At 71.8% G+C, this 19,251-nt stretch carries 19 protein-coding genes; 3 read left to right on the top strand and 16 right to left on the bottom strand.

Going from position 1 to position 19,251, the window contains the following annotated elements:
- From ACFY30_RS07405 to ACFY30_RS07330, 16 genes are all read right to left on the bottom strand, one after another.
- Positions 1–161, bottom strand: a 161-nt coding sequence (locus ACFY30_RS07405; protein WP_390844210.1) for a flavodoxin-dependent (E)-4-hydroxy-3-methylbut-2-enyl-diphosphate synthase, incomplete at its 3' end; no start/stop codon positions are given.
- Between the two features lie 4 nt (positions 162–165).
- Entirely contained in the window at positions 166–1,188 is a 1,023-nt protein-coding gene (gene hpnH, locus ACFY30_RS07400) for an adenosyl-hopene transferase HpnH (RefSeq protein ID WP_390658512.1), read from the bottom strand.
- 5 nt (positions 1,189–1,193) lie between these two features.
- Positions 1,194–1,835: a 1-hydroxy-2-methyl-2-butenyl 4-diphosphate reductase gene (locus ACFY30_RS07395; protein WP_390844182.1), complete on the bottom strand. Its 642-nt coding sequence runs from the start codon at positions 1,833–1,835 to the stop codon at positions 1,194–1,196.
- Positions 1,836–3,869 (bottom strand): squalene--hopene cyclase, encoded by a 2,034-nt coding sequence (gene shc / locus ACFY30_RS07390; protein ID WP_390844180.1) that lies wholly within the window; start codon positions 3,867–3,869, stop codon positions 1,836–1,838. It abuts the gene before it with no gap.
- 119 nt (positions 3,870–3,988) lie between these two features.
- On the bottom strand, positions 3,989–5,053 hold the full coding sequence (locus tag ACFY30_RS07385; protein WP_390844209.1) for a polyprenyl synthetase family protein: 1,065 nt from the start codon (positions 5,051–5,053) through the stop codon (positions 3,989–3,991).
- A 74-nt stretch (positions 5,054–5,127) separates the two neighbouring features.
- Positions 5,128–6,633, bottom strand: a complete 1,506-nt coding sequence (gene hpnE / locus ACFY30_RS07380) for a hydroxysqualene dehydroxylase HpnE (protein WP_390844179.1) — start codon at positions 6,631–6,633, stop codon at positions 5,128–5,130.
- On the bottom strand, positions 6,630–6,803 hold the full coding sequence (locus ACFY30_RS07375) for a DUF6380 family protein (protein ID WP_390844178.1): 174 nt from the start codon (positions 6,801–6,803) through the stop codon (positions 6,630–6,632). Before ACFY30_RS07375 ends, hpnE begins: the two co-directional genes overlap by 4 nt.
- Positions 6,803–7,753: a presqualene diphosphate synthase HpnD gene (hpnD, locus tag ACFY30_RS07370; protein ID WP_390844177.1), complete on the bottom strand. Its 951-nt coding sequence runs from the start codon at positions 7,751–7,753 to the stop codon at positions 6,803–6,805. The genes ACFY30_RS07375 and hpnD overlap by 1 nt, the downstream gene beginning before the upstream one ends.
- Positions 7,750–8,691, bottom strand: a complete 942-nt coding sequence (hpnC, locus tag ACFY30_RS07365) for a squalene synthase HpnC (protein ID WP_390844176.1) — start codon at positions 8,689–8,691, stop codon at positions 7,750–7,752. The genes hpnD and hpnC overlap by 4 nt, the downstream gene beginning before the upstream one ends.
- A gap of 331 nt (positions 8,692–9,022) precedes the next feature.
- Positions 9,023–9,802 (bottom strand): ABC transporter ATP-binding protein, encoded by a 780-nt coding sequence (locus ACFY30_RS07360; protein ID WP_390844175.1) that lies wholly within the window; start codon positions 9,800–9,802, stop codon positions 9,023–9,025.
- Complete coding sequence (locus tag ACFY30_RS07355; RefSeq protein WP_390844174.1) at positions 9,795–10,724, bottom strand: ABC transporter permease; 930 nt, start codon at positions 10,722–10,724, stop codon at positions 9,795–9,797. Before ACFY30_RS07355 ends, ACFY30_RS07360 begins: the two co-directional genes overlap by 8 nt.
- A gap of 99 nt (positions 10,725–10,823) precedes the next feature.
- On the bottom strand, positions 10,824–11,669 hold the full coding sequence (locus ACFY30_RS07350; protein ID WP_390844208.1) for a glycosyltransferase family 2 protein: 846 nt from the start codon (positions 11,667–11,669) through the stop codon (positions 10,824–10,826).
- 32 nt (positions 11,670–11,701) lie between these two features.
- Positions 11,702–12,481, bottom strand: a complete 780-nt coding sequence (locus tag ACFY30_RS07345; protein WP_390844173.1) for a CDP-alcohol phosphatidyltransferase family protein — start codon at positions 12,479–12,481, stop codon at positions 11,702–11,704.
- On the bottom strand, positions 12,459–13,520 hold the full coding sequence (locus ACFY30_RS07340) for an iron-containing alcohol dehydrogenase family protein (protein ID WP_390844172.1): 1,062 nt from the start codon (positions 13,518–13,520) through the stop codon (positions 12,459–12,461). The genes ACFY30_RS07345 and ACFY30_RS07340 overlap by 23 nt, the downstream gene beginning before the upstream one ends.
- The gene (locus ACFY30_RS07335) at positions 13,508–14,260 is read right to left on the bottom strand and encodes a sugar phosphate nucleotidyltransferase (RefSeq protein ID WP_390844171.1); all 753 of its coding nucleotides are present in this window, start codon (positions 14,258–14,260) and stop codon (positions 13,508–13,510) included. The genes ACFY30_RS07340 and ACFY30_RS07335 overlap by 13 nt, the downstream gene beginning before the upstream one ends.
- On the bottom strand, positions 14,257–16,095 hold the full coding sequence (locus ACFY30_RS07330) for a DUF5941 domain-containing protein (RefSeq protein ID WP_390844170.1): 1,839 nt from the start codon (positions 16,093–16,095) through the stop codon (positions 14,257–14,259). Before ACFY30_RS07330 ends, ACFY30_RS07335 begins: the two co-directional genes overlap by 4 nt.
- 302 nt (positions 16,096–16,397) lie before the next feature.
- On the opposite strand from ACFY30_RS07330, the gene galE reads away from it, so the two are divergent.
- From galE to idi, 3 genes are all read left to right on the top strand, one after another.
- The gene (gene galE, locus ACFY30_RS07325) at positions 16,398–17,366 is read left to right on the top strand and encodes a UDP-glucose 4-epimerase GalE (RefSeq protein ID WP_390844169.1); all 969 of its coding nucleotides are present in this window, start codon (positions 16,398–16,400) and stop codon (positions 17,364–17,366) included.
- 138 nt (positions 17,367–17,504) lie between these two features.
- On the top strand, positions 17,505–18,446 hold the full coding sequence (locus tag ACFY30_RS07320) for a cation diffusion facilitator family transporter (protein WP_390844168.1): 942 nt from the start codon (positions 17,505–17,507) through the stop codon (positions 18,444–18,446).
- Between the two features lie 211 nt (positions 18,447–18,657).
- Positions 18,658–19,251, top strand: a complete 594-nt coding sequence (gene idi, locus ACFY30_RS07315; RefSeq protein ID WP_390658527.1) for an isopentenyl-diphosphate Delta-isomerase — start codon at positions 18,658–18,660, stop codon at positions 19,249–19,251.

Genomic DNA, 19,251 nt, shown 5'->3' with positions numbered 1-19,251 from the left:
GTCGCCCCGATGTCCGACGTACGCGTCGTCGTCATCGACTGGACCGAGACCGGCGCGTCACCGCCCACCGCCACCGAGCCGACCTGGATCTGCCGCGACACGCGCCGCCGGGCGATCGGCCGGGCCGGCACCTCGGGGACGCCCAGGGAGACGGCGGTCATGACCTCACTCCCGGTTTCCGGAGACCGTCTCGCGCATCGCGCGCAGCGACTCCTTGAGGGAACCCATGGTGGCGAGGACGGCGGTGGGTTCGTAGCCGCAGTGCGCCATGCAGTTTGCGCAGCGCGGGTCCTTGCCGCGGCCGTACTTGTCCCAGTCGGTCTTCTCGATCAGCTCGCGGTACGTCGGCACGTACCCGTCGCTCATCAGGTAGCAGGGGCGCTGCCAGCCGAAGAGCGAGTAGTTCGGGATCGCCCACGCCGTGCACGGGAAGTCCACCCTGCCCTCCAGGAAGTCCAGGAAGAGGGGCGAGTGGTTCAGCCGCCAGCGGCGGCGGTTGCCGCCGGCGAAGGCCTTCTTGAACAGCTCGCGGGTCTGTTCCACGCCGAGGAAGTGCTCCTGGTCGGGCGCCTTCTCGTAGGCGTAGGCGGGCGAGATCATCATCTCGTCGACCTTGAGGTCGTCGTTGAGGAAGTTGAGCACCTCGATGATGGTCTGCGGGGTGTCGGTGTTGAAGAAGGTCGAGTTGGTGGTGACCCGGAAGCCGCGCCGCTTGGCCTCCTTGATCGCCGCCACGGCCTCGTCGAACACGCCCTCCTTCGCCACCGACTCGTCGTGCCGCTCCCGCAGCCCGTCGATGTGCACCGCGAAGGCGAAGTAGGGGGAGGGCGTGAACTTGTCCATCTTCTTGCGCAGCAGCATGGCGTTGGTGCAGAGGAAGACGTACTTCCTCTTCGCCACCAACTGCCGCACGATCTCGTCGATCTGAGGGTGCATCAGGGGCTCACCGCCCGCGATGGACACCATCGGCGCACCGGACTCCAGGACCGCGCCCACGGCCTGGGCGACCGGCATGCGCTGCTTGAGCACTCCCGCCGGATGCTGGATCTTGCCGCAGCCCTCGCACTTGAGGTTGCAGGCGAAGAGGGGCTCCAGCTCGACGATCAGCGGGAACTTGTCCCGCTTGCGGATCTTCTGTTCGGCCAGGTATGTAGCGACCTTGATGGACTGGCGCAGCGGCATGGCCATTCGGCTCACCTCCGGGGGAGCAGCACATTACGGTGCCATTCGAAGAATGCAGGCAGGACGGAACGAAGGACGCGGAAAGCCGATATTCCACCGCGCACCGTGCCGATCCGGACGAGTTCATGTTCTGGAGCGTCCACGACCACCCGGACGGCCGCAACCGGGCGCCCGTCCGCGCGCACGGCGCTCAGGAGCGTGGCCGCCGACTCCATGTCGACGGCGATGGCGCCGGTCGCGAGCAGGTCGGCGCGCTCGTGACCGCGCACGACGTGGTCGGAGCCGGTGAGGGGACCGGTGTGGACGGTACGCCCGGGCAGGGTGCGTACGAGTTCCTTGACGAGCAGTTCGGTGCCGACGCACGGCACGGTGCCGCGCGGATCACGCGTCTCCTCGGCGACGACCAGGTCGCCGGGGTGCATGCCGGGGGCGAGACCGGCGCAGAAGCCCGTGGCCAGCACGGCCGACCCGCCGAGCACCGGACGGGCGAGGACCCGGGTGACGGAGCGCTCGGCCGCCCTGGGTCCCATGCCCGTGCGCAGGACGGTGACGGGCCCGCCGGCCCCGCTGCGGTCGCCCATGCGCAGGGCGAGGTGCTCGATGCCCAGCGCGCAGGCGATCAGCAGCGGGGCCGGGACGGGCTGCGTGCTCATTCAGCTCCCCTTGACCTCGGAGGGAGCCGCCTCACCGGAGACCGGCCGGGGTTTCTTGCTGAACGGCTCCCCGTGGACGTACCGGCCGAGCGCGGTCAGCGGGAAGACCTGCCGGTAGAGGTGGTAGTTGATGGAGAAGTCCCACGGGAAGCCGGTGCCGGTGAAGTAGGGCTCGTCCCAGGAGCCGTCCTCGCGCTGGGTCTCCGCCAGCCAGGCGATACCGCGTTCGACGGCCTTGGAGCCCCGCTCCCCCGCCGCCAGCAGGGCCATCAGCGCCCAGGCCGTCTGGGAGGCGGTCGAGGCGCCGCGGCCGCTCCAGCGGGCGGCGTCGTGGTAGGAGCGCAGGTCCTCGCCCCAGCCGCCGTCGTCGTTCTGGACCCGCTCCAGCCAGGCGACCGCCCTGCGCACGGCCGGGTGCTGGGCGGGAAGTCCGGCGGCGGTCAGTGCGGGCACCACCGAGCCGGTGCCGTAGACGTAGTTGACGCCCCAGCGGCCGAACCACGAGCCGTCCGGCTCCTGTTCGGCGAGCAGCCACCGGATGCCGCGCCGGGTCCGCGGGTCGTGGGAGAGTCCCTCGACGGCGAGCATCTCCACGACGTGCGCGGTGACGTCGGCCGACGGTGGGTCGATGACCTCGCCGAAGTCGCAGAACGGCAGCCGGTTGGGGAACGGGCTGGTGTTGTCCACGTCGAAGGCGCCCCAGGCGCCGTTCCTCGACTGCATCCCGAGGTTCCAGCGCACCCCGCGCCCGATCGCCTTCTCCACCCGCTCCGGGTCGTGGTGGCGGACCCGGCGCAGCGCCAGGACGACCTCGGCGGTGTCGTCGATGTCCGGGTAGTTGTCGTTGTGGAACTCGAACGCCCAGCCGCCCGGCGGGAGCCCGGGCCGGCGCACGGACCAGTCACCCGGCCGCACCACCTGCTCGCCGAGCATCCAGTCGGCGGCCTTGACCAGTTGCGGATGGTCGGCGGGCAGTCCCGCGTCCGCGAGCGCGATGGTCGCCAGGCAGGTGTCCCACACCGGGGACTGGCAGGCCTCGATCATGCGGGCGCCGTCCTCACGCCACACGGCGTAACGATCCAGCGACTTCAGCCCCTCGCGCATCACCGGGTGTTCGAGGTCGTAGCCGAGCAGGTGCAGGGCGATCACCGAGTAGACGGCCGGGGGCTGGATGCCGCCCCAGCAGCCGTCGTTCTCCTGCCGCTCGATGATCCAGCGGGCGGCGGAGTTCATGGCGGCCCTGCGCAGTCTGCGCACGGCGACGGTGCGGTAGCCGCGGACGACCTTGTCGAGCCGCTGGAAGAGCCCGTCCCAACTGTTCACCGGGGCAAGGGGCTTGGGCGGGTTGGGGTGGGCCGGGTCGGTGTGCAGCTCGTCGAGCGGGAACGGCGCCGGGCGCACCGGGCGCTTCGCCGAGACGACGGTGAGCGGGACGATCGTCTGCCGGGCCCAGCAGCCGAAGTTGTAGATGCTGAGCGGGAACCATCTCGGGAAGTACAGCAGTTCCGGCGGGAGTTCGGGCAGGTCCTCCCACTTCCACCAGCCGAAGAGGGCCAGCCAGATCCGGGTGAAGACCCGGGCGGCGGCGATACCCCCGTGGTCGCGGACCCAGGCGGAGGCCTTGGCCATGTGGGGGGCGTCGGGGGCGTCGCCGGCCAGGCGCAGAGCGACGTAGGCCTCGATGGTGGCGGAGAGTTCGGGCGGGCCGCCGTAGAAGGTGGCCCAGGTGCCGTCGTCGCGTTGTTCGCCGCGGATGAAGAGGGCGGCGGCCTCGGTGGTGGCCTCGTCGCGGATGCCCAGGAACTGACGGAGCAGCAGGTCCTCGGCGTCCATGGTGACGTTGGTCTCGAGGTCGCCCTTCCACCAGCCCTCGGCGTCCTGCCGGGCGAGCAGGAAGTCGGTGGCGCGCCGCATCGCGCGTTCGGCGGCTTCTTGTACCCCGGCCGCCACGGGGATGGTGATGTCGGTTTCGCTGGCCGCGGCAGCGCGGGGCGGCAGGGCAGCCCCGGTGCTTCCGTCGGTCGTCGCTGTCATGGCTTCCCCTTCGTGCAGTCGTGCGAAGTCGTGCTGCTGTGGGAACGCCGTCGGCCGGTGCGGGTCTCGCCTCGCTGCACCGGCCGGCGACTACGCGAGGACTATTCGACCGATAGTGATCATCTCTTTCGTACGACGACGAAGTCGGCGAGCGCCGTGAACCGGGCCCGCACCTGCTCGGGCATGTCGACGGCGGTCAGGGCTTCGATGGCGATGGTGTGCTGACGACGCGCCTCCTCGGCGGTCCACTCCCGGCCGCCGGCCTCGTCGATGAGCGCGGCGCGGGCCGCGAACTCCTCCTCGGAGAAGTTCTCGAAGTCGCTGGCCTTGGCGTCGGCGGCGAGCATCTCGCCGAGCCGCTCGGAGGCGGGGCCGCCCGCCGCGAGCGCGGCCACGACGGGCAGGGACTTCTTGCGCTGGCGCAGGTCGCTCCAGGTCTGCTTGCCGGTGGCCTCCGGGTCGCCCCAGATGCCGAGCAGGTCGTCGACGGCCTGGAAGGCCAGACCGAGGTGGTAGCCGTACCTCTCCAGGGCGTCGGCGGTGCGCTCGTCGGCGCCGCCGAGCACGGCGCCGATGGAGCTGGCGCAGGCCAGCAGGGCGCCCGTCTTGTTGCCCTCCATCTCCAGGCACTCCTCGACGCTGACGCGGTCGCGGTGCTCGTAGGAGATGTCCTGGGCCTGGCCGTCGATCAGGGCACGGGTGGCGGTGGTCAGTCGGCGGGTGGCGCGGCCGGCCTCGACGGTGCCGAGTTCGAGGAGGATCTCGTTGGCGAGGGCGAACAGGGCGTCGCCGACCAGGATCGCCTGGGCGGGGCCGTGCACCTTCCAGACGGTGTCGCGGTGGCGGCGCTGCTCGTCGCCGTCCATCAGGTCGTCGTGCAGGAGCGAGAAGTTGTGGACCAGCTCGACGGCGACCGCGCCGGGCACGCCGGTCTCGGGGGCGGCGCCGGTGACCTCGGCGGACAGCACGGCGAGCGCGGGGCGCACGGCCTTGCCGCCGTCGCCGTCGGTCGGCTTGCCCTGGGCGTCGATCCAGCCGAAGTGGTAGGCGGCGACGGTGTCCATGGGCGGTGCCAGTCGGTCGACGGCCGCCCGGAGCACCGGTGTGGCCAGGGTGCGGCCGCGCTCCAGGAGCGCGGTCACGTCCACCGCGGTCCTGCGAGCGGCCGGCGAGGCCGGGGGCACAGTGGGCACAGTTTCTCCTCTTGTTGCGGTACCGGAGGGGGTGCGGGGGTGTGCCGAGCCGTGCTGATCGAGCTTCACCGGGTCTCACCTCGCAGTGGGACACCGGTTTCCTCCGGCGTTCGGCCGGGGGTCCGGGGGGTGTTCCCCGGGACGATGCAGTTGGCCGCCTCCTCGAACTCGAAGAGGCGGTGGGGTCGGGGCCGGCCGAGGGCGCCGAGCGCGGCGTCCGCCGCGCTCACGCCGCTGCGGACCGCACTCTCCATGGTCGCGGGCCACCCTGTGGCGGTCCACGCTCCGGCCAGGTACAGGCCGGGGACTTTGGTGCGGGCGCCGGGACGCAGGCGCCCGACGCCGGGGGCGGGAGCGAACGTCGCCGTGCGCTCCCGGGTCACGAAGAAGTCCCTCACCCCGGCGCCGCGCGCAGCGGGCAGCAGCCGCCGGAGTTCGGGGAGGTAGCGCTCGCGCAGGACGGCGACGGGTGCGTCGATCTCGTCCCGGGCCGCCGACTGCGACAGCGCGAGGTACTGGCCCTCGCGCAGCCCGGAGGCGTCGGTGCGGTCGAAGACCCATTGCACGGGGGTGCCGAGCGCGGCGAGGAACGGGGCGTCCAGCACCTTGCGGTCGTAGACGACATGGACGTTGAGGATGGGCGCCGTGCGGATCTCCAGCAGCCGTCCGGGGGCGTCGAGCGCCCCGGCCGGCAGCAGGTCGTACGTCTCGCGCTGCGGTACGGCGAGGACGACGGCGTCCGCGGTGAGCGTCTCGCCGGGCACCTCGACGGCCCATGTCCCCCTCCCGTCGGCGCGGACGGAGGTGACGCGGGTGCGGACCTCGGTGCGCACGCCCGCGGAGTCGAGTGCCTTGCGGGCCAGCCGGTCGTGCAGTTCGCCGAGCGGGACCCGGGCCCAGCCGATGTCGGCGGCGCCCGGGTCGGACAGCAGACCGGTCTTGAACACCATCGCGGCGAGCGCCAGTGAGGAGTCCGCGGCGACCGCGTTGAGGGTGGCGACCCCGACCAGGTCCCACAGGGCCTCGACGGCGCGTGCCGACTGACCGTGCGCGGTCAGCCAGCTGCCGAAGTCCTGCGCGTCCAGGGCCGGATCGGCGAGGTCGAGCCCCTTGAGCGCGAGCGCGGCCCGGCCCACCTTGGCGCGCTCGGCGAGGGAGAGGTGCGGGTACGCGGCGAGGCTGCGTCCCAGGTGCAGGGGCACGGGCAGCGCGTCGCGCCGCAGCCTGCCCAGCCGTCGTCCCTCGGGGCGCGCGACATCGACGACGGGCACGTCGAGACGGTCCTGCAGCGGTGCCAGGGCCGCGCCCTCGATCCGGTCGAGGAACCAGCGGTAGGCGGTGCAGCAGCGCAGGTACACGTGCTGGCCGTTGTCGACGGTCAGTCCGCCGCGCCGGAAGGAGAAGGCCAGACCGCCCAGACGGGGCCGGCCCTCCAGCAGGGTGACGCGCACGCCCGCGTCGGCGAGCGCGAGCGCGGCGGTGATGCCGGCGAGGCCGCCGCCGACGACGACGGCGGTGCGCCCGGCACGTCCGGGCGTCCCGGACCCCTCCGGGAGCTGCTCGTCGCTCATCGCACGCCCTCCTCCGCATACCGGCCGCCGTGGTGCTTGAACTCTGCACGGCAGGCAGTCGCAGTCAGGGACGCCGCGCCGCACCGGAGGGTTGCGTGCCACTTTTGTTCGGTTCCTGCGGATTGCCCGTGGGAACGGCCCCGGCCCGCCGTGCCGCCCACGCTCCCCATCAGGGGTGCCTCCTGACGGTCTGCCGGGAGACATGCCGGGCGTCCAGCCCCGACAGGCCGCGCACGGCGACGTAGGCCTTCTCCCGGCCGGGCAGCGAGACCCGGCCGCGCAGCACGGCGGCGGGGTCGCCTTCGATGCGGTCGAGCAGGCGGCGGTAGATGCCGGCCATGGCGGCGACGCAGGCACCGCTGCGCCGGTCGAGCATGGGCAGCAGCCGGTAGCCCTCGGCGAACAGGGCGCGGGCCCGGCGCACCTCGAAGTGCACGAGCCCCGCGAAGTCGGAGCCCTCCGGCGGGGTCGGTCCGTCGAACCCGGCCGAACAGCCGAACTTGGCGAGATCGTCGGCGGGAAGATAGGTCCTGCCGCCCGCCGCGTCCTCGCGGACGTCCCGGAGGATGTTCGTCAGCTGGAGCGCGAGCCCGAGCGTGTCGGCATACTCCGGCGCGCGCTCGGCGCCGCGCGCCCCCGGTTCCGTGCCGAACACACCGAGCGAGAGGCGTCCGATGGCGCCCGCCACGCAGCGGCAGTACACCTTCAGGTCGTCCCAGGTCTCGTAGGTCTCGCCACGTACGTCCATCAGGACACCGTCGATCAGCTCGTCCAGGCCGCCCAGCGGGACCGGGAAGGCGCGGGCGGTGTGGGCGAGCGCGACCGCGACGGGGTCGGTGTCGTCCTCGTCGACCTCGCCGGCGCGGACCCGGGCGAGCAGCGCGCGGGTCTCCTCGAGACGGGCGGTCTTGACGTCGTCGCCGAGGGCACCGTCGCCGATGTCGTCGACGCGCCGCGAGAACGCGTACAGCGCCGACATCGCGCGGCGCTTCGGTGTGGGCAGCAGCCGGATGCCATAAGCGAAGTTCCGGGCCTGCTGTCCGGTGACGGCCTCGCAGTAGCTGTAGGCGGCGAGTACCGGTGCGGACGCGTGCGGTGACGACTCCACGGTCCGGATCACCCCTCTCCTCGCAGGGTCACGCCCGCCTCGCGCAGCAACTGGAGCTTGCCGGGCTTGGGCGGGCCGGGAAGTACGTCGTATTCGGCGGCGGCGATCGCGCGGATCGCCGCCCTTCCCCCCGCCACGAACCCTGCGAGCAGCAGCCTCAGCCTGCCGTGGACGCTACCCACGAGGGGGGCGCCTTCATTCAGGAGATCGCGGGCGCGTTGCGCTTCGTACGCCACCAGGGCGCGCACGGACGCGCTCGCGCTCTTCGCGGCGAGATCCGCCTCCTGGACGTGAAAGCGCTTCATGTCCGCGGCGGGCAGATAGACACGGTCGCGGCCGAGGTCCTCGGCCACGTCCTGCAGGTGTTCGACGATCTGCAGTGCGGTGCAGACCGCGTCGGAGCGGCGGATCCGCTCGGGGGTCGAGGTGCCGGTGACGGCGAGGACGAGACGGCCGACGGGGTTGGCGGACAGCTCGCAGTAGGCGAGCAGGTCGTCGTAGGTCTCGTAGCGCGTGACGAGCTGGTCCTGGCGGTTGGCGGCGATCAGGGCGAGGAACGGCTCGGGCGTGAGGGAACGGCGGCGGACCGTGAGCCTCAGGCGGCGCAGCAGGGGGTGACGGGGGTCGCCGCCGGCTCCGTCGAAGACCCGGCGCAGGTCGGTCTCGAAGGCGTCGAGGAGGAGCAGCCGGTCCTCGGCGTCCGCGGCCGCGACACCGAGGAGGCGGGCGTCGGCACCGCCGGGTGCGAGGTCGCCGTCGCCGATGTCGTCGACGAGGCGGCAGAAGCCGTAGACGGCCATCAGGTCCTCGCGCCAGGCCCTGGGCAGGAAGAACGGGGCCACCGGGAAGTTCTCGTCCGCGGCCTTGTCGAGAGTGGCGCGCTCCGGGTCGCCGGTGCGCGGCGCGGCCTGCGGCGTCACCGTTCGCGGCCCGGGGCAGGGACGGCACATGCTGCGTTGAGCTGGGGAGTTTCCGTAGCCATTGCCGTCACATCTCCCGTTCTACACCGCCGACCCAAGACACACTATTTCGGACACGCCGCCCGGCCGTCCGCACGGCAGCCCAGACCGAGGGTGTCGCGCATTATCGCCCCACTTGACGCGTTTCGGGACCCGTCACAGCTTACGTTGTACAACGCAGCGTGGATCCCGCGGGTGTCCCGCAGATCACAACAACACACCGATTGGCGTCAAGATTCCTACGGTGCGCCGGAGTTGACGTTTCCTTTGCAGACGCCGGGCCCCGCCGGACAGTTCCGGCAGGGCCCGGGCCGATCCGGGGCTACTTGCCCGTGAACTTCTCGTACTCCTTGAGGACCTCTTCGGTCGGGCCGTCGAGGCGGAGTTCGCCGCGTTCCAGCCACAGCACGCGGTCACAGGTGTCGCGGATCGACTTGTTGCTGTGACTGACCAGAAACACCGTGCCCGCCTGCTTGCGCAGCTCCCGGATGCGTTCCTCGGAGCGCTTCTGGAACTTGCGGTCGCCGGTGGCCAGCGCCTCGTCGATCATCAGGACGTCGTGGTCCTTGGCGGCGGCGATGGAGAACCGCAGCCGGGCCGCCATGCCGGAGGAGTAGGTGCGCATCGGCAGCGTGATGAAGTCGCCCTTCTCGTTGATGCCGGAGAAATCGACGATCTCCTGGTAGCGCTCCTTGACCTGCTCCCGGGACATGCCCATGGCCAGACCGCCCAGGATGACGTTGCGCTCACCGGTGAGGTCGTTCATCAGGGCCGCGTTCACCCCGAGCAGCGAGGGCTGGCCGTCGGTGTAGACCTTGCCGCTCTCCGGCGGCAGCAGACCGGCGATGGCGCGCAGCAGGGTGGACTTGCCGGAGCCGTTGGAGCCGATCAGGCCGATGGCCTCGCCCCGGTAGGCGACGAAGGAGACGCCGCGCACCGCGTGCACCTTGCGCACCCCGCGCTCCTCGCCCCGCTTGAGGATGCGGCTGAGCGCGGCGGTGGCGCTGCCCTTGCCGGTCTTGGCGCCGTTGACGCGGTAGACGATGTGCACGTCGTCGGCGATGACGGTGGGGACGCGCTGCCCCGGTACCTGGTCAGCCACGGCCGTACCTCTCCTCCGCCTTCCAGAAGTACAGGAAGCCGCCGACCGCGAACAGCAGGGCCCAGCCGCCGGCGACGGCCCAGACATGGTCGGGGAGGTTCTCGGCGCCGTACTCGTCGATGAGCGCGAAGCGCATCAGGTCCATGTAGATGGCCGCCGGGTTCCACTGCAGGACGGTGGAGACCCACTCGGGCTTGTCCGCGAGGAAGACGGGGATGGAGAACATCACGCCGGAGGCGTACATCCAGGTCCGCATCACGAACGGCATCAGCTGCGCGAGGTCCGGGGTCTTCGCGCCGGCCCGGGCGAAGATCAGCGCCAGTCCGGTGTTGAAGCCGAACTGCAGGATCAGCACCGGCACGATCAGCGCCCAGGAGGCGTCCGGGTAACTGCCGAAGCCGATCACCACGACGAACATCACGAGCATCGAGTACAGCAGCTGCTGGAGTTGCTGCAGGGCGAAGGAGATCGGCAGCGAGGCGCGCGGGAAGTGCAGGGCGCGCACCAGCCCGAGGTTGCCGGAGATCGCGCGGACGCCGCTCATCACCGAGCTCTGGGTGAAGGTGAACACGAAGACGCCCGTGACCAGGAAGGGGATGTAGACGTCCTTGGGCATGCCCTTGCTGGCGTTGAGCAGCACGCCGAAGATCATGAAGTACACGAACGCGTTCAGCAGCGGCGTGGCCACCTGCCACAGCTGGCCGAGCTTGGCCTGGCTGTACTGGGCGGTCAGCTTCGCCCGCGAGAACGCCAGGATGAAGTGCCGGCGGCCCCAGAGCTGGCGGACGTACTCCCGCACCGGGGGCCGGGCACCGCTCACGGCCAGCCCGTACTTGGCGGCCAGCTGCGCGGCCGTGAGGCCCTCGTCGGGCGACGGGGGCGCGCTCACCGCGACTCCGCCGTCATGCGTTGTCTCACTCACAAGTAGGAAACTTTCGTCTTCGGGATGCACGGCCTTGACAGGGCCGGCATGAGCCGGGGGGCTCGGTGTACTGCCCGGGAGCCCTCGGGGACGAGCTTGTCAGATGACCGGGGGACGGCCCAGTCGGGTCAGCCGCCACACCGTACGCCACTTCATGGGCCTGCGGGCCCCGCACGGAGTGGTCCAGCCTTCCCGGAAGCCGCCGAACCACGCCTTCAGCGCGGACCGCGAGGGGCGGCGCGCCAGCGTGAGCAGCAGCCAGACCCCGAGGTAGACCGGGATCAGCACCGCGGGCAGGTTGCGGCGGGCCAGCCAGACCCGGTTGCGGGCGACCATGCGGTGGTAGACCGCGTGCCGCGAGGGCGCGGTCGTGGGGTGGTACAGCACCATGTCGGACCGGTAGTCGATCATCCAGCCCGCGTCGAGGGCCCGCCACGCCAGGTCGGTCTCCTCGTGGGCGTAGAAGAACTCGTCCGGCAGTCCGCCCACTTCCGCGAAGACCTTCGTACGGACGGCGTTGGCGCCGCCGAGGAAGGTGGTGACCCGGGAGGAGCGCATCGGGTCGGAGGCCCGCAGCCGGGGGACGTGCCGGCGCTGGGTGACGCCGGTGTCCGGGTCCGCGATGCGGAAGCTGACGATGCCCAGCCTCGGGTCGGCCTCGAAGGCCCGGCGGCACAGCTCGGCGGTGTCGTGGTGGGCCAGCAGGCCGTCGTCGTCGAGGAAGAGCAGGACGTCGACGTCACGGCCGCTGGGGCCGAAGGCCTCGATGCCGACGTTGCGTCCGCCGGGGATGCCGAGGTTCTCGGGCAGCTCGACCGTGCGGACGCCCTCGGGGACGTCCGGGACGGGCGAGCCGTTGCCGACCACGACGACCTCGACCGCGTCGCCGTCCTGCTTGGCGACCGAGTCGATCAGGGCCCTGAGCTCGTCGGGGCGGTTGCCCATGGTGATGATCACCGCGCCGACCTTCAGCGCACTCACTTGAGCCTGCTCGACGCGAGGATGGACACCAGGTGCAGCAGGGTCTGCAGGAGCGCGATGCCGGCCAGGACGGCGACGCCGAGGCGGGAGAAGAACAGGTCGCCGCGTGCCTGGTCGGCGCACGCGAGGACCAGGATCAGCAGGGAGGCCTCGATGCCGAGGATCAGCCGGTGGAACTTCAGCGCGGCGGCGGCCCGGCGGGCCAGCGCCATGCCGGAGGAGCGCATCTCGGCGGCGGTCTCCTGGACCGGCGGCTTCCCGGCCTGGTGGCGGGCGACGCCCACCAGGTCGGTCTCGGCCTTGATCAGGATGGCGCCGAGCGCGGCCAGGGTGCCGAGGAAGGCCCACAGCCAGTCGACGCGGCCGCCGCCCCACGGGTCGGCGGCGCGCAGGCCGAAGCCGACGAGCACCGCCGCGTCGGTCAGATAGGCGCCGACCCGGTCGAGGTAGACGCCGTTCAGCGAGTACTGCTTCTTCCAGCGGGCGATCTCACCGTCGACGCAGTCCAGCAGCAGGTACAGCTGGACGCACACCACGCCGAGCACCGCGCCCGTGATCCCCGGCACCAGCAGGGCCGGGGCCGCGAGCACGCCGAAGACGGTCATCAGGTACGTGAGCTGGTTGGGCGTGACCCTGGTGTTGACCAGGTAGCGGTCGACCCGCAGGGACACCTCACGCATGTAGAGGCGTCCCATCCAGTGCTCACCGCTGCGCCGGTCCTTCACCCCCGGTGGGTGGACGACCGGTCTGAGTTCAGCTACCGATGGCCTTGACATAGTCGGCGTAGACGTCCTTGATCTGTTCGGTCTTGAGGTCGAGGTGTTCGAGGATCGTGTAGCGGCCCGGCCGGGTCTCGGGGGCGAACTCCACGACGCGGACGAACTCGTCCACGGTGAAGCCGATCTCCTCCGGCAGCACCGGCAGCCCGTGCCGCCTGAGCACCTGGGCCATGTAGGCCGACTCCTCGTGGGCTCCGCGCAGGTACATCGCGAAGGCGGCGCCGAGGCCGCACTGTTCGCCGTGGGCGGCCGCGCGCTTGGGGAAGAGCAGGTCGAAGGCGTGGTTGATCTCGTGGCACGCGCCGGAGGAGGGGCGGGAGTCGCCCGACACCGACATGGCGATGCCGCTGAGCACCAGCGCCTCGGCGAGCACCTGGAGGAATCCGGTGTCCCCGATGCCGCCGGGGTGCCTGAGGACCGCCTCGCCGGCCTGGCGGGCGATCGCGGCGGCGAGCCCGTCGATCTTCTCCCCCTTGACCCGGTTGGCGAGCTCCCAGTCGGCGATCGCCGAGATGTTCGACACCGCGTCGCCGATGCCGGCGCGCACGAACCGCACCGGGGCCTCGCGGATGACGTCCAGGTCGATCACGACCGCGATCGGGTTGGGCACCCCGTAGGAGCCGCGGCCCGCGTCGTTGTCGAGGGTGGCGACCGGCGAGCACAGGCCGTCGTGCGCGAGGTTCGTCGGTACGGCGACCAGCGGGAGCCCCACCCGTGCCGCGGCGAACTTGGCACAGTCGATGATCTTGCCGCCGCCCAGGCCCACGACCGCGTCGTAGTGGCCGGCCTTTATGTCGCCGGCCAGCCGGACCGCGTCGTCGAGGGTGCCGCCGCCGACCTCGTACCAGGTGGCGCCGGGGAGGGCGGGGGTGAGGCGCTCCCGCAGCCGGGCGCCGGAGCCGCCGCTGACGGCGAGGGCGAGCTTCCCGGAGTGCGAGATGCGCTCGTCGGCGAGGACCCCGACCAGGTCGTCGAGGGCACCCGGGCGGATGTCCACGACGACCGGAGAGGGGATGAGCCGGGTCAGTACTGGCACGCGATCTCCCGTCCGCGGGCGAGGTCGTCGTGGTTGTCGATCTCCACCCACTGAACGTCGCCGATCGGTGCGACGTCGATGCGGAAGCCGCGGTTGACGAGCTCCTGGTAGCCGTGCTCGTAGAACTGCTGCGGGTCGGTCTCCCACACGGTCTTCAGCGCGTCGGCGAGCTCGGGGGCGGCGTCGCCCTCGATGAGGGTGACGCCGATGTACTCGCCGGTGGCCTCGGCGGGGTCCATCAGCTTGGTGATCCTCGTCATGCCCTTCTCGGGGTCGACGACGACCTTCATCTCCTCGTCGGCCAGGTTCTTCACCGTGTCCAGGGCGAGGATGATCTTCTTGCCCTCGCCGCGGGCGGCGAGCAGGGTCTTCTCGACGGAGACCGGGTGCACGGTGTCGCCGTTGGCGAGGATCACGCCGTCCTTGAGGGCGTCACGGCCGCACCACAGGGAGTAGGCGTTGTTCCACTCCTCGGCCTTGTCGTTGTCGATCAGGGTCAGCCGGAGGCCGTACTTCGCCTCCAGAGCCTCCTTGCGCGCGTACACGGCCTCCTTGCGGTAGCCGACGATGACCGCGACCTCGGTCAGACCGATCTCGGCGAAGTTGCCGAGCGTCAGGTCCAGGACCGTGGGCTCGCCCTCTATGCCCGCGGGCCCCACCGGCACCAGCGCCTTGGGCAGGCTGTCGGTGTAGGGGCGCAGACGCCGTCCGGCGCCGGCCGCCAGCACAAGGCCGATCATGCGGGTTCTCCTTCGTCGTGTACGGATGGGGCGCCTTCCAGGTGGGCTGCGACCCAGAAGCGGATGCTCTCGACGAGCACCACGAGGGCAACGGCCACGGCGAGGACCGTGAGCGCGACCTTGAACTGCGTGCCGGTGAGCAGCGCGGCCAGCACCGCGACGAGAAGCGTCCGCCCCTCCTGCCCCCCGATGGCGCGCACCAGCCAGGCCGGCGGCGCTCCGGCGTCGCCGCGGATGCGGTACACCGTGTCGTAGTGATGGTAGGCGACGGCGGCCACCAGCCCGAAAGCCGCAGGAAGGGCTCCGTTCACGTCCGCTTCGGCGGCGAGGACCAGGACGGTGAGGTATTCGGCTGCGCGGAAGAGCGGGGGGACCAGCCAGTCGAGGGCGCCCTTGAGGGGGCGGGCCAGCGCCTGGCCGGAGGTGACGGCGTAGACGACGGCGCCCGCGACGGGGGCCCAGGTCACACCGGAGAAGAGGGAGACGGCGAGGACGGCCGCACCGGCGAGCGCCACCAGGAAGGGGGCGCCGAGGGAGACGCGCGCCCCGCGGGCCAGGAGGGAGGCGAGCGGTCCGTTGTCCGCCAGGTCCGCCAGCGCCCGGGCCGCGCGGTCGGTGCGCCGCGCCCTGCGGGTCACCGAGCGCAGCACCCGCCCGGCCGTGGTGTACGTCGCCGCGAAGGCGCAGCCGATGAGCAGCGCGTAGAAGGTGATGCGGGGAGTCGTGGCCGCAGTCAGGACGGCGATCATGGCCCATCGTTCGCCGATGGGCAGGACTATCATCCGCCGCACCCAGACCGTCCAGCCGACGCTGTCCAGCCTGCCGGACAGGGCGGCGGTGGGGCTGGTGTTGGCGGTGGCGTCGTGGTTGGCCTCGTTGAAGGAGAAGTCGACGACGTGCCGGCAGGTCTGCAGGATCATCGCGCCGAGGGCGAGGGCCCATACGTCGTCGCTGCCGCCGCCCCGGGCCGCGCCCAGCGCGAGTCCGGCGTAGTAGGCGTACTCCTTGGCCCGGTCGAAGGTGGCGTCCAGCCAGGCACCGAGCGTGGAGTACTGCAGGGAGTAGCGCGCGAGCTGGCCGTCGGTGCAGTCCAGGACGAAGGACGCGATCAGCAGGACGCCCGCCGCGACGAACCCGCCCCGGGTGCCGGTGGCCGCGCAGCCCGCCGCGATCAGCGCCGTGATCAGCGAGGCGGTGGTGACCTGGTTCGGGGTGAGGCCCCGGCGGGCGCACCAGCGGGCGATGTAGCGGGAGTAGGGGCTGACGCAGAAGGTGGTGAAGAAGCCGTCGCGGGCCTTCACGGCCGACTTCAGGCGTACGGCCTCGTCGTCGACGGCGGCGACGGCCTGCCGTGCCTCGTTGCGGGCCTGCGGATCGGCGGGGACCACGGCGACCAGGCTGCCCAGCTCGGGGCGGTGGACGGCGGCGCCGTCGGCGTCGAGGGCGGTGACGACGCGGTCGGCGAGGCTGTCGACGTCCTCCACGCTCGACCTGGCTCGCGCGGGGGCGCCTCCCTGCGCGGTGCCGCCGCTCGCGGAATTCTCGCGGGCCAGCGCACGGGTGAGGGCCTGGCGGCCGGCGGGCTGCGCGGTGAGCGCGCCCGGGATCGCGGCGAGCGGGAAGCGCGGGTCGGTGAGGCCGAGGCGCAGGGCGTGCTCGTGGCCCACGAAGCGGGCGTCGACGACGGCGACCCGCTCCTGGACCGGCACCGCGGCGAGCAGCGCCTCGGTGTCGGCGGCGTCGGCCGCGAGCCGGACGTCGAAGCCGAGGGAGCGCAGGTCGCCCTCGATCGACGAACCGGGGACCGGCTGACCGGTGAGGATGGCGGTCGGCAACCGAACTCACTCCCTGGGTCCCGACGCGTCCGCGCCGGTCGTGTACACGATGGGGGGCGCCGTGTGGCCTGCCCCGGTCGGGGCCGGGCGGGCGGCATGTCGGCAGAGGCTATCGGATGCCGGGAAGACCGCGTTCACCGGCCGTTCAGCTCCGGTCGACACGGCTGTGCGGCACGGTGTGAACCGGCCTTTGCCGAGATCATCATCGGTGATCGGCGGCCCGCCCCACAAACCGCGCACCCGCGGAGCCGACATCGGGGACATTGCGGGCGGCGCGGTGCGTCGGCATAGGGTGGGCGGCCATGACGTGGCTGATCACCGGCGGAGCCGGATACATAGGGGCCCATGTCGCGCGGGCCATGACGGATGCCGGGGAGCGCGTCGTCGTCCTGGACGACCTCTCGGCGGGTTTCCCGGCCCGGCTGCCGGCGCACGTGCCGTTCGTGCGGGGCTCGTCGCTGGACGCCGTCCTGCTCAAGGAGGTCCTCGCGGAGCACACCGTGACGGGTGTGGTGCATCTGGCCGCGCACAAGCAGGTCGCCGAGTCGGTGGCGCAGCCCACGCGCTACTACCGGGAGAACGTCGGCGGTCTGGCCACGCTCCTGGAGACGGTGGCCGAGGCCGGTGTGCGGCGGTTCGTGTTCTCCTCCTCCGCGGCCGTCTACGGCAACCCGGACGTGGACCTCATCACGGAGGACACCCCGTGCGCCCCGGTGAACCCGTACGGCGAGACCAAGCTCGCCGGGGAGTGGCTGGTGCGGGCGGCCGGGCAGGCGCACGGCATCGCGACGACGTGTCTGCGCTACTTCAACGTGGCCGGTGCGGCGGCGCCCGAGCTGGCCGACACCGGGGTGTTCAACATCGTCCCGATGGTCTTCGACCGGCTGACCCGGGACGAGGCCCCGCGGATCTTCGGCGACGACTACCCGACCCCGGACGGCACCTGCGTACGGGACTACATCCACGTCGCCGATCTGGCCGAGGCGCATCTCGCGGCGGCCCGGCGGCTGTCGGACCCCGGGGTGGCCGGGGACCTGACCGTGAACATCGGGCGCGGCGAGGGTGTCTCGGTGCGCGAACTGGTGACGCTGATCGGCGAGGTGACCGGCGACACGCGTCCCGCGGTCGTCGAGGGGCGGCGCCCGGGGGACGCCCCGCGCGCGGTCGCCTCGGCCGCGCTGGCCGAACGCGAGCTGGGGTGGACGGCGCGGCTCGGGGTGCGCGAGATGGTCGGCTCGGCATGGCGGGGCTGGCGGCTGCACCACGGCTGAGTCCGGGCCGGGGGCGCCCTGACCTGCACTTGGTTTCCGCAGGTCAGGGCACATGACAACGGTGTTCAGTGCCGCGTTGCCGGATACCCCCCACCCGTAGTTCACTGTGAGCCGGGCGACCACAGGAGGGTGCTTCCGATGGGGGCTGGGCACGACCACGGCCACACGCATTCCCATGCGCCGACGACCGGTACGGCCGCGGCGGCGTACCGCGGCAGGCTGCGCGTCGCGCTGTCGATCACACTCGCCGTCATGGTCGCCGAGATCGCCGGCGGGGTCCTCGCGGACTCCCTGGCGCTGATCGCGGACGCCGCGCACATGGCGACGGACGCGCTGGGCCTGGGCATGGCGCTGCTCGCCATCCACTTCGCCAACCGTCCGGCCAGCACCAACCGCACCTTCGGGTACGCCCGCGCCGAGATCCTGGCCGCGCTCGCCAACTGTCTGCTGCTGCTCGTGGTGGGCGGGTACGTGCTGTACGAGGCGGTACAGCGGTTCTTCACGCCGGCCGCCACCGAGGGCGGCCTGATGATCTGGTTCGGCGCCTTCGGCCTGGTGGCGAACATGATCTCGCTCACGCTGCTGATGCGGGGGCAGGCGGAGAGCCTGAACGTGCGCGGGGCGTTCCTGGAGGTGGCGGCGGACGCGCTCGGGTCGGTCGCGGTGCTGATCTCGGCGGCGGTGATCCTGACCACCGGCTGGCAGGCGGCCGACCCGATCGCCTCGCTGGTCATCGGCCTGATGATCGTGCCGCGGACGGTGAAGCTGCTGCGCGAGACGCTGGACGTGCTGCTGGAGGCGGCCCCCAAGGACGTCGACATGGCGGAGGTGCGCGCCCACATCGTCGCCCTGGACGGGGTGGAGGACGTCCACGATCTGCACGCCTGGACGATCACCTCGGGGATGCCGGTGCTGTCGGCGCACGTGGTGGTGCGCTCGGACGTGCTGAACGCGATCGGCCACGAGAAGATGCTGCACGAGTTGCAGGGCTGCCTGGGCGACCACTTCGACGTGGAGCACTGCACCTTCCAGCTGGAGCCGGTCGGTCACGCGGAGCACGAGGCGCGGCTCTGCCACTGAGGCGGGCCCCGGCCGGTCCGCCGGGCGGGGCCTCCCCACCCCCTCGATTCGCACACCCGTTCAGGACGGTTCCCCGTCCGAGGCCCCGGGCAAGATCACTCGCGGGGGCACGCCGCCGCGCCCGCACCGGGCGCGGCGTTTGCGCGATGCGCCGGGAGCGCCGAGCTCGTACGGCAGACTGGGGACGCGAGGACCGATGCTAAGGATGGGTATGCCGATCACACCTGCCACCGCGACGCACAGCTCGTCGAACGGCACCGCGGACGTGATTTTGCTGGAACTGGTCGACGAGGACGGCGTCACGATCGGCACCGAGGAGAAGCTCGCCGCCCACCGGCCGCCGGGCCGGCTGCACCGCGCCTTCTCCGTGTTCCTCTTCGACGAGCGGGGCCGGCTGCTGATCCAGCAGCGGGCCCTCGGCAAGTACCACTCCCCCGGTGTGTGGTCCAACACCTGCTGCGGTCACCCCTACCCGGGTGAGTCGCCGTTCGCGGCTGCCGCGCGGCGCACGTTCGAGGAGCTCGGGGTGTCCCCGTCGCTGCTCGCCGAGGCGGGCACGGTCCGCTACAACCATCCTGACCCGGCGTCGGGCCTGGTGGAGCAGGAGTACAACCACCTGTTCGTCGGCATGGTGCAGTCGCCGCTGCGGCCGGACCCGGAGGAGGTCGGCGACACGGCCTTCGTGACGCCCGCCGAACTGGCCGAGCGGCACGCGAAGGACACGTTCTCCTCCTGGTTCATGACCGTGCTGGACGCGGCCCGGCCCGCCGTGCGGGAACTGACGGGGCCGTCGGCCGGCTGGTGA

This window comes from Streptomyces sp. NPDC000345 (assembly GCF_042898825.1).
In the GTDB taxonomy this organism is placed as follows: Bacteria; Actinomycetota; Actinomycetes; order Streptomycetales; family Streptomycetaceae; genus Streptomyces.
This window is presented reverse-complemented; position numbering and strand designations above follow the sequence as displayed.